This is a genomic window from Parvibaculum sp., assembly GCF_040882025.1.
Taxonomy (GTDB): domain Bacteria; phylum Pseudomonadota; class Alphaproteobacteria; order Parvibaculales; family Parvibaculaceae; genus Parvibaculum.
The window spans coordinates 1-12,793 of record NZ_JBBECC010000072.1 but is presented as its reverse complement, the minus strand read 5'-3'; the positions used below and the strand labels follow the sequence as shown (position 1 = coordinate 12,793).

Genomic DNA, 12,793 nt, shown 5'->3' with positions numbered 1-12,793 from the left:
GCAAAACGCAAAATGGTCCGGCATTGCCGGACCATTCACACTTCTTCTGAATGCGCTCAGACGATCTTGCTGTCGCGATTGCCCCAGTAGCGGTCGCGAATGAGGCGCTTGTAGAGCTTGCCGGTCGGATGGCGCGGCAGCTCTTCCTCGAAATCGATCGAGCGCGGGCATTTGATCGCCGAGAGCTGTTGTTTGCAGAACTCCATCAGCTCGGCCTCGAGCGCCGGCCCCGCATCGGCCCAGTTGGCCGGCTGCACGATCGCCTTCACCTCCTCGCCGAAATCCTCGTTCGGCACGCCGATCACCGCCACATCGGCGACCTTCGGATGCATGACGAGAATGTTCTCGGCCTCCTGCGGATAGATGTTGACGCCGCCCGAAATGATCATGAAGGCCTTGCGGTCCGTCAGGTAGAGATAGCCGTCGGCATCGACCTTGCCGATATCGCCCAGCGTCGACCAGTGCTTGTGCTTCGGATGCCGGCTTTCCTGCGTCTTTTTCGGATCGTTGTAATACTGGAACTGCGGTGCGCTCGGGTCTTCGGCCTCGAAATAGATTGTCCCCGCTTCGCCGGCTGGCAATTCGTTGCCTTCCTCGTCGCAAATATGCACCTTGCCCATCAGCGGCTTGCCGACAGAGCCCTTATGCGCCAGCCATTCCTCGGAATTGAGCGCCGTGAAGCCGTTGCCTTCGCTCCCTGCGTAATATTCGCAGATCACCGGCCCCCACCATTCGATCATCTGTTCCTTGACGGGGACGGGGCAGGGCGCGGCGGCATGGATCGCCACCTTCATCGACGAGACGTCGTATTTCTTGCGCACCTCTTCCGGCATTTTCAGCATGCGCACGAACATGGTCGGCACCCACTGGCTGTGCGTGGCCTTGTATTTCTCGATCAGCTTCAGGCTTTCTTCCGCGTCGAAATGCTCCATCACGACAACGGTGCCGCCGAGCCGCTGCACGGTCATCGACCAGCGCAGGGGTGCCGCGTGATAAAGCGGCGCGGGCGAAAGGTAGACCGTCTTGTCGTCGATGCCATAGAGCAATGCCGCGAGTCCCACCAGCGCGTTCGGCTCGTCGATGGCGGCGCCCGTCAGCGGCAGCTTGACGCCTTTCGGCCGCCCCGTCGTGCCCGATGAATAAAGCATGTCGGTGCCGGCCGTCTGGTCGGCGATCGGCGTTTTCGGAAACTTGTCCCGCGCCGCCTCGTAATCCTCATAGCCGGCAAGCGAACCGCCCACGACATATTTGCGCGCCACGCCGGGAAGGTGGTTGTCGCGCACGAGTTCTTCGGCGACGGCGGCGACGCCTGTGGAGGTGAAAAAGATCTTCGCCCCGCAATCCGCGGCGATATAGGCGACTTCGCCGGCCGTCAGCCGCGACGAAACGCAGGTGTAATAAAGCCCCGCCCGCTGCGCGCCCCAGCAGATTTCATAATAACGCGCGTTATTTTCCATGAAGATCGCGATGGCATCGCCCGTCTTCAGGCCGGCATCGCGCAGGAGATGCGCCACCTGGTTCGAACGCTCGTCGAGCTCTTTGAAGGTCACCGTTTCGCCGGTGGCGCCCATGATATAGGCGGGCTTGTCGGGCGTGGTGGCGGCGTGGACGTTAGGATGCATCGCTGGTCGTCTCCCGGGGGTACTTGAAAGGGCGTCGTCGCTTTTATGCGCGCCCGTTGTTATATCTGGGGCCAGAAAATCTGTGGCCTTGCTGCCGCAAAGACACAGCAATATGACAACTCCGTCAACTTGCTTCGGACTGCGAGCGATTGACGCAGCGGCAGCGCCCGCCACATGGAAAATCCGGCATAAAGCCGCAGACAGGGAGCAAGCGACATGGCCTATGAGACGATCAAATACGAAGTGGCGGACAATATCCTGACCCTCACCCTGAACCGCCCGGACAAGCTCAACGCCTTCACGGGCCAGATGATGTTCGAGATGATCGACGCCTTCGACAAGGCGGATGCCGACGACAATGTCCGCGCCATCATCGTCACCGGCGAGGGCCGCGCCTTCTGCGCCGGTGCCGACCTCTCGGCAGGCGCAAAAACCTTCGACTATGCCGAGCGCGGGGACCGCCCCGAAAAGCAGGGGACGCCGGTCATGGCCAATGGCGAGATCGACTGGTCCCATGAAAGCGTGCGCGACGGCGGCGGGCGTCTGACGCTGCGTATTTTCGAAAGCCTGAAGCCCGTCATCGGCGCCATCAACGGCCCGGCTGTCGGCGTCGGCGTCACGATGCAACTGCCGATGGACATCCGCCTTGCCTCCGACAATGCGAAATTCGGTTTCGTCTTCGCCCGCCGCGGCATTGTCCCGGAAGCCTGTTCAAGCTGGTTCCTGCCCCGCGTCGTCGGCATCAGCCAGGCGCTTGAATGGACCTATTCGGGCCGCGTCTTCGGGGCCGAGGAAGCCTTGAAGGGCGGCCTCGTCCGCTCGCTGCACAAGCCGGACGACCTGCTGCCCGCCGCCCGCGAAATCGCCAGGGAAATCGCCGACAACACCGCCGCCGTCTCGGTCTCGCTGACGCGGCAGATGCTCTGGCGCATGCTCGGCGCCGACCACCCGATGGAAGCCCATAAAGTGGACAGCCGCGCCATCTATGCGCGCGGCGCCTCGGCCGACGCGAAGGAAGGCGTCATGTCCTTCCTCGAAAAGCGCCCGGCCGTCTATCCCTGCAAGACCTCGACCGACATGCCGTCCTTCTATCCCTGGTGGCAGGAACGCAAATACAGCTGAACATCAGCGAGGCGTCGCCTATCGCGGCGGCGCCTCGACCCGCCACAGCGGCGTCAGCCAGTAGATCGCCGCCCACAGAAACACCATCAGCCCGCACGGCACCAGCACCGCGTCGAGCGGTCCGATCCAAGCGATCAGATAGCCGATCAGCACCGCGCCGATCGGCCCGCCGCCCATCGTGCCGAGATTGAACCCGGCGAGCATCCGCGCGCGCAGCGCCGGCGTTGCGCTTTCCTGCACGATGGCGCGCGACTGGCTCATCGAGATGCCGGCCGCCAGTCCCCAGAAATGCGCCAGCAGGAACACGCCCTGGATCGGCGGCTCGAAATGAATGAGCACCATCACGCCCGAACCCGTGCACATGGCCAGCATGATCGCGCGCCCCTGCCGGCGGATCGGCCGCATCCGCGACAGAACGAAAGACGAGATGCCGATGCCGCCGAAGAACGACATGAAGACGAAGCCGATCTCGCGCGAACTGCCGTGATAGACGTCGCGGATCAGCAGCGGGAACAGCACCATGAAGACGCCCATGAAGAGAATGCCCGAAAAGAACATCAACAGCAGCACGGGCCGGATGCGCTGATCGCGCCACACGGCTTCGAGCCCCTCGCGCACGTCGCGAATGGGGTTGCGCCGCGCGCCCGGCCGCGCCGTGGCATGGACGATGGGCGGCGAGGTGGCCAGCCGCGAGGTCGTGAAGGCGGCAAAGCCGAGCAGCAGGCTCTGCAGGACAAGGAGCGGCACCGCGCCGACATATTCGGCCGGGCTGCCGAGCAGGTAGCCGCCGACCTGGCCGAGAAACTGCCCGCTCATGGCGAGCGCAACCGCGCGCTGGATATTGCCGCCAAGGCTTGTCATCGCGACGCGCGACAGCATCGAATCCCGCGCCGGCATGATGTAGCCGCCCAGCGTCGACAGCGCCAGCGCATAGAGGATCATCATTTCGTAGAAAAGAATGCCGTTCCAGATCAGCGTTGCGAGCAGGAGCGGCGGCACCATCGCGATGAACTGCAGCCGCATCAGATGCGCGCGCAGTTCCACCCGGTCGGCCATCGCCCCACCAAAAAGCCCGAGGATCAGCATCGGCAGCATCGAGAACATCTGCGCGATGCCGACCCGGTCCGAACTTTCATGGAGCACGAAAGCGATGATCCACGGAAACAGCACGCCCTGAATGCCGCCCGCAAGGAAATAGCCCCAGAGACCGGCCATGTACCAGCCATGATCGTTCCGCGGCGTCCCGGCGGCGGGCGCGTCTTGTGCAGTCATCGGAGGCCTCGAAACGGCGGCGACGCGCCGCGACAGGAATGGAAATTGGTTCGGTAGCCTCACTATAGGCGCGGGCCCCGCCCGCCGCAAAGCACTGGCGCGACCCGTGCCGAAACCGCGGCCTCGACTGGAAACCCCACCCGTCCTGGGGGGTGAGAGGCGGTTCACGCTAGTGAACGAAAAAGTCCGGTGGACTTTTTCGAGCCTCGAACGCCCTGAGCCACGCGAAGGGCCATGTCGACAATTTGTGAACGTGAGCGAACAGATTTCGGGGCGGAGGCGCCGAAGCACGTCATCGCACCCCCTCCCGCTCACTGCGTCTCAATGTCCTCCGGCTTCACCGTTGCGGCAGCATCGCCGCATTCCGCGCAAAGCGGCAATCCGGCCGCCAGTGCCGCCGCCGCCCGCTTGGCGCGCGCGGCATCGTGAGCCGCGAAAATCTTCCGAAATCGTTCGTTGAGTCCAGCGAGTATCCTCTTATCTTCCTCGCGCCGCGCCTTGATTTTTTCCGCTTCGCTGCGTCCATCGGCGGCGATTCCCTTCGCCGACGCTTCGATGTCGCGCAGCTTGTCGAGCGAGCGCACCAGCGAGTTGAGGCGTTTGGCGGCGCCTTCGCGCATCGCCGCATCGCCGCTCCGGTACTTGCGCTCGACATCGGCGATCTCGCTTTCGATCAGCCGTTTCAGCCGCGTCGCCATGGCGCCGCGGCGCACCGCGCCGCCGATCTTGCCGGCCGTTTCGGAAATCTTCGCGGACCGCGTCCGCCCGCGCGGCGTCATCGACAGGCGCGGCGGCCATTCGCGTTTGCGCGCTTCGGCGGCGAGCCGTTGCCGCGTGACACCGATCTCCGCCGCGATTTCGGTGATCTTCCGCGCCGGATCGCGCCAGGCATCCTCCACCGCGTCCCAGTCGACCGCCGTCCCGTCCGCACTCTTCCCTGTATCGTCCTGCATCGAAGTCCCTCCATTTTCCGTTCCATGGATGGGAGACATTTTCGCCGAGAACTGAAAGGCGGGGATAACTTGGCCGGATGCCGTCGGCCAGGGCTGAGAAAACACGCTTCAAGCGTCGGGATGCAGCGACCGCAGATCGCCGGTCGGATTCTTTTCGTAGCCCAGCATCTCGCGCAGGAGCGGGCTTGCGCCGCGCACGATTTCCGGGGCGAGCGTCAGGTACCAGTTCCATTGCGGCCGGATGAACGGGCGGACGTAATAGGCAAAAAGCCCGGCCCGCCTGTCGCCGGCGCTGACATTGGCGCCCGTCTGGTGCCAGACACGGCCGTCCATCGCGAAGATCGAGCCGGCCTTGCAGGTGATGGCGACCGTTTCCTCGCGCGCGCTCGCGCGCCCCGGGCCGTGATCGCGGCGATGCGAACCGGGGACAAAGCGTGTCGCGCCGTTCTCCACCGTGAAATCGTCGAGCGCCCAGGCGATGTTGACCGCGAAGGGATAGGGCGGCCAGGGCGCGGGGATATAGCCCTGATCGGCATGCATGCCCATCGCGCCCGAACCCGGCGCCGTCACATTCGCCGAGAAATTCGACAGCAGGAACGGTTCGCCGATGACGTGCCGCACGAGCTCGACGGCGACGGGGTGCTGCACGAGATCGCGAAAAACCCGATCCTTGCCGATGAGATTGAAGACGCGGGTGTTGAGTGCGTCGGGATCGAAGGAAAAGCCGTGAAGCTGCACGCCGCTTGTCCTGTCGGCCTCGATACCGCGCTGCAGGGCGTCGCGCACAAGGGCAAGCCCCGCGGCGTCGAGCACATCCTCCACGATGGCAAGGCCGTGATCGGAAAGATGCTGCCTCGCCTCGGCGACGTCGCGCGCGCGAGGAAGCATTTCGGTTGTTGTTGTCATTGCCGGTCTCCCGCTTGGAAAAGCTTGGGCGAGCGGGCAGGGAGGGTCAAGCGGAGGCGGCCGGAACGGACCCGTTGACAAATGCGTCGGCCCTCTGTATTAAACCACCTAGTTAAATAAGAGAACGGTTCCACCCAATGCCGCCAGCCCTTCAGCCCGCCTCGGCCGATCCCCTCGGCGCCAAATTCGCGGCGCTGGCCGACCCCACGCGACGCGCCATCCTCCAGCGCCTCGCGCATGGCGAAACCTCCGTGAAGGAGCTGGCGGCGCCCTTCGAGATGAGCCTGCCGGCCGTCTCCAAACACCTGAAGGTGCTGGAGCGTGCAGGACTGATCGCCCGTTCGCGCGACGCGCAATGGCGCCCCTGCCGCATCGAGCCGGACGCACTGCGCGACGTCGACGACTGGCTCGAAAAATATCGCCGTCTATGGGAGGCGGGCCTCGACCGTCTCGACAAGTATCTCGCCGAAAACAAGGAGTAGCCCGATGTCCAATGGTCCTTCCGTCCCGCCGCTGCCGCCCGCGCCATCGCTGGCGCCGCATCTCATCATCGACGGTGCCGCCGCCGCGCTCGATTTCTACAAGAAGGCGCTCGGCGCGACCGAGCTGGTGCGCGTTCCCTCCGATGACGGCAAGCGCCTGCTCCATGCCCATATGGAAGTGAACGGTGCGGCCGTCTTCCTCTGCGACGACTTCCCCGACTATCCGGGCGAAGGCGCCATCGCGCCGAAACGCCTCGGCGGCACCTCGGCGATGATCCATCTCCAGGTCGAGAACTGCGATGCGGCGGTGAAGCGCGCGGCAGATGCCGGCGCCAAGGTGATCGCCGAACCCTGGGATGCCTTCTGGGGCGACCGCTACGCGCAGGTCATGGACCCCTTCGGCCATGTCTGGAGCTTCGCGCACCCGCTGCCCGGCAAAGCCGGCTGACACATTTCAATTTTCAACGGGGAACACCCATGCTCAGGATACTTCTGATCGCCGCGGCGGTTCTCGCCGCCATCGTCGTCGTGCTGCTCGTCTACGCGGCGACGAAGCCCGGCACCTTCCGCGTCGAACGCTCGATCCTGATCGATGCGCCGCCCGGAGATATCTACGCCGAGATCGAGGATTTTCGCCGCTGGCGCGCATGGTCGCCCTATGAAGATCGGGACCCCAATCTTGAGCGCAGCTATAGCGGCGCCGAAAAAGGCGTCGGCGCGCAATATGCGTGGCAGGGTGACAGTAATGTCGGCAGCGGCCGCATGGAAATCCGCGATGCGGTGCCCGCATCGGAAATCGTGATCGCGCTCGATTTCCTGGAGCCGATGGAAGCGCACAACATGGCCTTTTTCACGATGACGCCGGAAGCGGGCGCGACGCGCCTCGCCTGGGTCATGGAAGGTCCGTCCAACCTGATGTTCAATGTCATGGGCATCTTTGTCGACATGGACGCGATGATCGGCACCGATTTCGAGGCGGGCCTCGCGAAAATGAAATCGAACCTCGAGGAGGGAGAGCAGCCATGAAACATTCGATCGTCACCGCCGTCGCGCTTGCGCTTTTCCTGGCATCGCCCGCCGCTTTCGCGGCGCAGGACGCGGTCGAGGTTCCCCCCGCCTCCACAGCGCCGGCCCCCGGCGGCGCCTACACGCTCGACAAGGCCCATGCGAGCCTGATCTTCCGCGTCAGCCATATCGGTTTTTCGAACTATACGGGGCGCTTCGCAAGCTTCGACGCCGCGCTCGACATCGATCCGGCGGACCCCGCCGCCGCAAAACTCGAAGCGACAATCGACCCGGCTTCGCTCTCGGTCGAAAACCCGCCCTCCGGCTTCCTTGAATCCCTGCTCGGGCCGGACTGGTTCGATGTTGCGAAATTTCCGGCCATGACATTCCGCTCGACGAAAATCGAAATGACCGGCGACGACACCGCCCGCGTCACCGGCGACCTGACGCTGCACGGCGTCACATTGCCGGTCGTGTTCGACGCGACCTTCAACGGCGGCTATGCAAGCCATCCCTTCGAACCCAATGCGCGGATCGGCTTTTCGGCGCGCGGCGGGCTCTCGCGCTCGGCCTTCGGCATCGCCTACGGCGTGCCGGAAGAGGGCTCGACAATGGGTGTCGGCGATGCGGTGGAATTCATCATCGAAGCCGAATTTACCGGCCCCGCTTGGGCCGATGCGCCCAAGGCGGAGTAAGGCCCTTCACTCCATCTCCGCCTTGTAGCTCCAGATCGGCGACAGGAGATAAAGCGCGGCGAGGATGCCGACCATGATCGTCGACGGCACCAGCACGGCGTCGAAAATGCCGAGCCAGCCGACAAGAAGGCCCATTGTCAGGGCGCCGATGGGCGCGCCGCCGGAAAATCCGAGCTGATAGGCGGCGAGCACGCGTGCCCGGTGGCTTTCGGGCGCGGCGATCTGCACGATGGTGCGCCCCATCGTCATCGTCGTGCCGGCACCCATGCCCCACCAGAAGACGAGCACGCAGATCATCCAGAACGGCATTGGGAAGTGGAAGAGCGCCAGAATGACGAGCCCGCTGGCGAGAGATCCCATCATCATCCGCCCGCGATGGCCGATATGGCCGATCCGGAACAGCACCATGTTGACGAGGATCGTGCCGCCCCAGAAACAGATATTGATGATTGCGAACTTGACCGTGAACTCGGCCGCCGATGTGAGGTAAATGTCGCGGATCATCAGCGGCAGAACCACAAGAAAACTGCCGACATAGAACAGTCCGACCGCGAAATTGAGGCCGATCACCGTGGCGACAATCGGAACGGCGGCCGCTGTCTTGACGCCGTCGACGATCTGCGCGAAGCGGCTCTCGGTGCTTGCCGCGTTGGAGGGCGGCAGCGGCGCGAGTTTCAGCGACGCGAAAAAGCCCGCCAGCATGACGACGGCCTGGAAGATCAGCAGCGCCGGTGTGCCCGTTATTCCCGCCAGCGCCGCGATCAGCATGCCGACGAGCTGCGAACCCATCTGCACGCCCATCGCCATGGTCACGGCCTGCTGGATGCCGGTTTCGGCGACGCGGGTGAGTGCCGAATCCCGCGCCGGGATCGCAAAGGCGCTCAGCGTGCCCATGGTCAGCGCGAAGACGATCAGCGAGGCGTAAGTGAGGTTGCCGGAAAGATAAATCCCGGCAAGCACCAGCGGCGGCAGCGCCGAGAGGAGGTGTACGCGGATCAAAATACGCCGCGCATCGCCGTGATCGGCAACGGTGCCGCCCAGCAGCATGAAAAGGATCGCCGGCGCCATCAGCGACATCTGCGCGATGCCGACCCGCGCCGCCGGTTCGTGCAGCACCTGCGTTACGAGAAACGGAAAGATGACGAACTGGATGCCGAGACTGACGAACCAGCTCGCCTGTCCGCCGAGATAGAGATTGAGACGCCGCCGGCGCGCCAGCGCGACATCGCCGTTGCCGGTTGCGGTCATGCTTTCATGCGCACTCACGGCCGAAAGCCGCGAAAGACGGGCATCGCGCGCAAGGCATCATGCCCAACCCCGTGAAAATCATGCGCGCGACACGCCATGACGGCTCCTCCCGACCTCAATTCATTTTTGGAACTGTACCATGCGCGAAAGATTTTCAAGCCCCCGCGAGATACATCATCTGGTCGTATGTGTGAATTTGCCGCCCGGATGTTGCGGTTGACGCAGCGGCCAGCATGGCGCGCGCGACATTCTCGACGCGCATCGAACGGTAGACGCGCATGGGTCCGAGCATCATGGCGTCGAGCACGGGCGACACGAGTTTGCCGATGCTCTCGACGGGCCGCGTTTCGGCGCGTTCGCCGATCAGAAGTCCCGGTCTGAAAATATGCAGCGTCTCGAAACCGATAGCGCCAAGTGCTTGTTCTGTCTCGCCTTTGACGCGCGAATAGAAAACGGAGGAGGCCGGATCGGCACCGATCGAGGAGACCAGCATCAGCCGTTTCGCGCCGCGCGCCTTGGCGGCTTTCGCAAACGCGACGATGGCGTCGAAGTCGACCTTGCGAAACGCTTCCTGACTGCCGGCGGTCTTGATGGTGGTGCCGAGCGCGCAATAGGCGTCGTCGACCGGAATGTCCTTCTGCGCCAACGACTTGTCGAGCGCGTCGAAATCCACAACCAGCTCTTCGAGCTTCGGCGACGACACGCCTTCGAGCTTGCGCCGCGTCACCGCGACGACGTGACCATACTGCGGATCGGCAAGCAGCAGCTTCAGCAGATGGCCGCCGACAAGACCCGTCGCGCCGGCAATTAGTGCAGTCTTTTCAATCATCTGGGTGCCTCGCCTGTGTAACGCGCGCGCGGCCGGATCATCGTGCCGGTGCGGTATTGTTCGATCGCATGACCGATCCAGCCGGCCGTGCGCCCGAGAACGAAAATACTCAAACCCGCCCCGCGCGGCAGATGCAGCACCGCGCCCATGGCGGCAATGGCGAAATCGATATTGGCTTTGAGGCCGCCTGCTTCCTCCATCACGCGCAAAATTCGTTGCGCGCGCAAGAAGTTAGCGTCGTCGCCATACTTTTCCCGGAGCAACGAAATCAACGTCGCGGCGCGCGGATCGCCGTCGGGATAGAGCGGATGGCCGAAGCCCGGCATGGGATCGTTGTCCTTCAGCCGCTGCAGCACCGCTTCCTCGACATCCTGACGGTTGGCCATATCGAGCAACAGACTCTCGACGCGGCCCGACAGCCCGCCGTGGCGCGGGCCCTGCGCGGCGCAAATGCCGGCCTGCACCGCTGCATATAGCGTGGCGCCGGTGCCGGCGACGCAACGGACGGTAAAGGCGGAGGCATTGAGCTCGTGATCGGCGCAGAGCACCAGCGCCGCGCGGATGAGTTCCGAGGCCGGTTTTTCGCCCTGCGTCAGCGCCCGGGTGAGGACCTCGTGGAGCGGTTTTTCGCTTGGTTCCTCGCCCGCGATGACAGCCGCGACGAAGCGGAGGAGGCGCGCGCCGGTGGCGGCGAGGCCGCGATCGGTCATGTTGTAGACGGTCGGATCCTCCAGCGCGGCAAGCGGCAGGAGGGCGAGGCAGCGCTCGATCCGAGGGCTTTTCGCGAGGTTTTCCGCCATTTTTCGCAAAGGGTCGCTGGGTTTCAGCACGGCGTCCCTGGTGAAGGGCTGCTCGCGCGCGCCCCAGAGAAGGGCCGCCACCTGCTCAAGCGAGGAGGTGCGCGCCAGCGCCGTCGCATCGGAGCCGCGATAGTGGAGCTGACCGTCGGCAATGAGGGTGATGGCGGAATCAAGCACCGGCAGACCGAAGCTCAGAGAGGCGGGAAGAGCCGGATTTTCGGCGGAAATCCGCCGTTTCTTGAGGGTCCGCACATCCTCTGCCCGGTACCGTTTTGCGCGCACACCCGGCACCGGTTCGGAGCGGATCAGGTCGCGGCTGACATAGGCATAGAGCGAGGCAAGGCTGATGCCGAGCTCGGCCGCCGCCTCGCGCGCCGAGAGATAGAGATTTTCCGGCGGATTTCCGGGCTTTCTGGCCATGACCTGTCCAAAATGATTTGACATTGATTAGCTTAATCAAGATTGACGGACAATCAACCATCCCCCAACTTCAATTGTGACAGCGCGCTGTCACGCGCTGCCAGCGCTGCCGCGCAGCGCTGCGGCACATGCAACCCAAACCCATGAGATCATTGGGATTTTGGCGACGGAAATGAAGGAGTTGAGCAATGTCGAAGACAGTCACACAGGACCGCGCAACAGCGAGCGGCCTCGACAATGTGGTCGCCGCCGAGACGAATCTGAGCCATGTCGATGGTGAGGCCGGCCGCCTGATCGTCGCGGGATATGAGGTCGAAACCCTTGTAAACAAACATGATTTCGAGGGTGCTGTGGGCGAACTCTGGGGCGCCGCCGGCGTCGATCCGGGCGATCTGAAAGCCGCGCTCGGCAGCGCGCGCACAGCAGCGTTCAGGCTCGTTACCCCCCCTCTGTCACGAAACTGTCATAAAACTGTCACAGAAGGTCTGCGCACCGGTTTGTCGATGCTCTCGGACGGGGAGAAGACCCCGGGGATAAGTGAAGATATCCCCGCTTCGGTGCGCGATGCGCTGCGCGCGCTCGGTGCGGCGCCGGTTCTGGTCGCCGCCCTCTGCCGCCAGGCCGAGGGGAAAGCCCCGATCGCCCCCGACCCGGAAGCGGGTCACGCCGCCGACTTCCTGCACATGCTGAAAGGCGAGACCCCGAGCGCGGCGGAGGTCGAAGCGCTTAACGCCTATCTGGTGACGGTGATGGATCATGGCATGAACGCCTCGACCTTCACCGCCCGCGTCATCGCCGCGACGCGCGCCGGCACGATCTCGGCGGTGGTCGGCGCGCTCTGCGCCCTCAAAGGTCCGCTCCATGGCGGCGCGCCGGGCCCGGTGCTCGACATGCTGGACGAGATCGGCACGGAGGCGAATATCGGCCCCTGGCTCGAGGCGGCGATTGCGAGCGGCGAGCGGCTGATGGGTTTCGGCCACCGCGTCTACAAGGTGCGCGACCCGCGCGCCGACGTCTTCGACAAGGCCGTCAGCCTGCTGACGAACAACAACGAACGCCTGCGCTTCGCCCGCGCGGTGGAAGCGGCGGCCCTCGTCGCGCTGAAAAAGGCGAAACCCGGCCAGCGCCTCGACACCAACATGGAATACTACACCGCCGTGCTGCTGGAAGCGCTCGGCATCCCGCGCGACGCGGTGACGCCGGTCTTCGCCATGGCGCGCATCGCCGGCTGGTCGGCGCATGTGATGGAGCAGGAGCGGGTGGGACGGCTCATCCGTCCGCAGTCTGTCTATGTCGGCGACTGGCCGGAGGAGACGCGGGCGGCTTGAGGTGAGAGCGCGATCAGTACAAGGATTAAAATAAGAGTGTCACCCCAACATCGTCTTTGCCGGGCTTGACCCACTGCTGTCCGGCTAAGAAGAGCCGGGTTTGATTTAGTC

13 protein-coding genes are annotated in these 12,793 nt (G+C 64.2%); 6 read left to right on the top strand and 7 right to left on the bottom strand.

Annotated features, from left to right (window positions below; all coding sequences use genetic code 11):
• Window positions 1-56: 56 nt before the first annotated feature.
• A complete protein-coding gene (locus tag WEB61_RS04750; RefSeq protein ID WP_368063181.1) occupies window positions 57-1,622 on the bottom strand; it encodes an AMP-binding protein in 1,566 nt (521 codons plus the stop codon).
• Between the two features lie 216 nt (window positions 1,623-1,838).
• On the opposite strand from WEB61_RS04750, the gene WEB61_RS04745 reads away from it, so the two are divergent.
• Window positions 1,839-2,744: a crotonase/enoyl-CoA hydratase family protein gene (locus WEB61_RS04745; RefSeq protein WP_368063180.1), complete on the top strand. Its 906-nt coding sequence runs from the start codon at window positions 1,839-1,841 to the stop codon at window positions 2,742-2,744.
• A gap of 18 nt (window positions 2,745-2,762) precedes the next feature.
• On the opposite strand, the gene WEB61_RS04740 is transcribed toward WEB61_RS04745, so the two are convergent.
• From WEB61_RS04740 to WEB61_RS04730, 3 genes are all read right to left on the bottom strand, one after another.
• The gene (locus WEB61_RS04740; protein ID WP_368063179.1) at window positions 2,763-4,016 is read right to left on the bottom strand and encodes an MFS transporter; all 1,254 of its coding nucleotides are present in this window, start codon (window positions 4,014-4,016) and stop codon (window positions 2,763-2,765) included.
• A 311-nt stretch (window positions 4,017-4,327) separates the two neighbouring features.
• Window positions 4,328-4,969: a hypothetical protein gene (locus WEB61_RS04735; protein ID WP_368063178.1), complete on the bottom strand. Its 642-nt coding sequence runs from the start codon at window positions 4,967-4,969 to the stop codon at window positions 4,328-4,330.
• Between the two features lie 108 nt (window positions 4,970-5,077).
• The gene (locus tag WEB61_RS04730) at window positions 5,078-5,875 is read right to left on the bottom strand and encodes a phytanoyl-CoA dioxygenase family protein (protein WP_368063177.1); all 798 of its coding nucleotides are present in this window, start codon (window positions 5,873-5,875) and stop codon (window positions 5,078-5,080) included.
• Window positions 5,876-6,012: 137 nt separating this feature from the next.
• On the opposite strand from WEB61_RS04730, the gene WEB61_RS04725 reads away from it, so the two are divergent.
• Genes WEB61_RS04725 through WEB61_RS04710 form a run of 4 tightly spaced genes read left to right on the top strand, consistent with a single transcriptional unit; the run spans window position 6,013 to window position 8,057 of the window.
• Window positions 6,013-6,357: an ArsR/SmtB family transcription factor gene (locus tag WEB61_RS04725; protein WP_368063176.1), complete on the top strand. Its 345-nt coding sequence runs from the start codon at window positions 6,013-6,015 to the stop codon at window positions 6,355-6,357.
• Window positions 6,358-6,361: 4 nt separating this feature from the next.
• Window positions 6,362-6,805, top strand: a complete 444-nt coding sequence (locus WEB61_RS04720; RefSeq protein ID WP_368063175.1) for a VOC family protein — start codon at window positions 6,362-6,364, stop codon at window positions 6,803-6,805.
• A gap of 29 nt (window positions 6,806-6,834) precedes the next feature.
• A complete protein-coding gene (locus WEB61_RS04715) occupies window positions 6,835-7,383 on the top strand; it encodes an SRPBCC family protein (RefSeq protein ID WP_368063174.1) in 549 nt (182 codons plus the stop codon).
• On the top strand, window positions 7,380-8,057 hold the full coding sequence (locus WEB61_RS04710; protein ID WP_368063173.1) for a YceI family protein: 678 nt from the start codon (window positions 7,380-7,382) through the stop codon (window positions 8,055-8,057). Before WEB61_RS04715 ends, WEB61_RS04710 begins: the two co-directional genes overlap by 4 nt.
• Window positions 8,058-8,063: 6 nt before the next feature.
• Here WEB61_RS04710 and WEB61_RS04705 read toward each other — a convergent pair whose 3' ends face one another.
• The 3 genes from WEB61_RS04705 to WEB61_RS04695 all read right to left on the bottom strand — a co-directional run bounded on the left by WEB61_RS04705 (window position 8,064) and on the right by WEB61_RS04695 (window position 11,354).
• Entirely contained in the window at window positions 8,064-9,305 is a 1,242-nt protein-coding gene (locus WEB61_RS04705; protein WP_368063172.1) for an MFS transporter, read from the bottom strand.
• Window positions 9,306-9,459: 154 nt separating this feature from the next.
• The gene (locus WEB61_RS04700; protein ID WP_368063171.1) at window positions 9,460-10,134 is read right to left on the bottom strand and encodes an NAD(P)H-binding protein; all 675 of its coding nucleotides are present in this window, start codon (window positions 10,132-10,134) and stop codon (window positions 9,460-9,462) included.
• Window positions 10,131-11,354, bottom strand: a complete 1,224-nt coding sequence (locus WEB61_RS04695) for a citrate/2-methylcitrate synthase (RefSeq protein ID WP_368063170.1) — start codon at window positions 11,352-11,354, stop codon at window positions 10,131-10,133. The genes WEB61_RS04700 and WEB61_RS04695 overlap by 4 nt, the downstream gene beginning before the upstream one ends.
• A gap of 188 nt (window positions 11,355-11,542) precedes the next feature.
• On the opposite strand from WEB61_RS04695, the gene WEB61_RS04690 reads away from it, so the two are divergent.
• A complete protein-coding gene (locus WEB61_RS04690; RefSeq protein WP_368063169.1) occupies window positions 11,543-12,682 on the top strand; it encodes a citrate synthase/methylcitrate synthase in 1,140 nt (379 codons plus the stop codon).
• Window positions 12,683-12,793 lie beyond the last annotated feature (111 nt).

Excerpts from the sequence above, each read along its gene's own strand:
- WEB61_RS04750 (WP_368063181.1), bottom strand. The coding sequence starts at position 1,622 with ATGCATCCTAACGTCCACGCCGCCACCACGCCCGACAAGCCCGCCTAT.
- WEB61_RS04745 (WP_368063180.1), top strand. The coding sequence starts at position 1,839 with ATGGCCTATGAGACGATCAAATACGAAGTGGCGGACAATATCCTGACC.
- WEB61_RS04740 (WP_368063179.1), bottom strand. The coding sequence starts at position 4,016 with ATGACTGCACAAGACGCGCCCGCCGCCGGGACGCCGCGGAACGATCAT.
- WEB61_RS04735 (WP_368063178.1), bottom strand. The coding sequence starts at position 4,969 with ATGCAGGACGATACAGGGAAGAGTGCGGACGGGACGGCGGTCGACTGG.
- WEB61_RS04730 (WP_368063177.1), bottom strand. The coding sequence starts at position 5,875 with ATGACAACAACAACCGAAATGCTTCCTCGCGCGCGCGACGTCGCCGAG.
- WEB61_RS04725 (WP_368063176.1), top strand. The coding sequence starts at position 6,013 with ATGCCGCCAGCCCTTCAGCCCGCCTCGGCCGATCCCCTCGGCGCCAAA.
- WEB61_RS04720 (WP_368063175.1), top strand. The coding sequence starts at position 6,362 with ATGTCCAATGGTCCTTCCGTCCCGCCGCTGCCGCCCGCGCCATCGCTG.
- WEB61_RS04715 (WP_368063174.1), top strand. The coding sequence starts at position 6,835 with ATGCTCAGGATACTTCTGATCGCCGCGGCGGTTCTCGCCGCCATCGTC.
- WEB61_RS04710 (WP_368063173.1), top strand. The coding sequence starts at position 7,380 with ATGAAACATTCGATCGTCACCGCCGTCGCGCTTGCGCTTTTCCTGGCA.
- WEB61_RS04705 (WP_368063172.1), bottom strand. The coding sequence starts at position 9,305 with ATGACCGCAACCGGCAACGGCGATGTCGCGCTGGCGCGCCGGCGGCGT.
- WEB61_RS04700 (WP_368063171.1), bottom strand. The coding sequence starts at position 10,134 with ATGATTGAAAAGACTGCACTAATTGCCGGCGCGACGGGTCTTGTCGGC.
- WEB61_RS04695 (WP_368063170.1), bottom strand. The coding sequence starts at position 11,354 with ATGGCCAGAAAGCCCGGAAATCCGCCGGAAAATCTCTATCTCTCGGCG.
- WEB61_RS04690 (WP_368063169.1), top strand. The coding sequence starts at position 11,543 with ATGTCGAAGACAGTCACACAGGACCGCGCAACAGCGAGCGGCCTCGAC.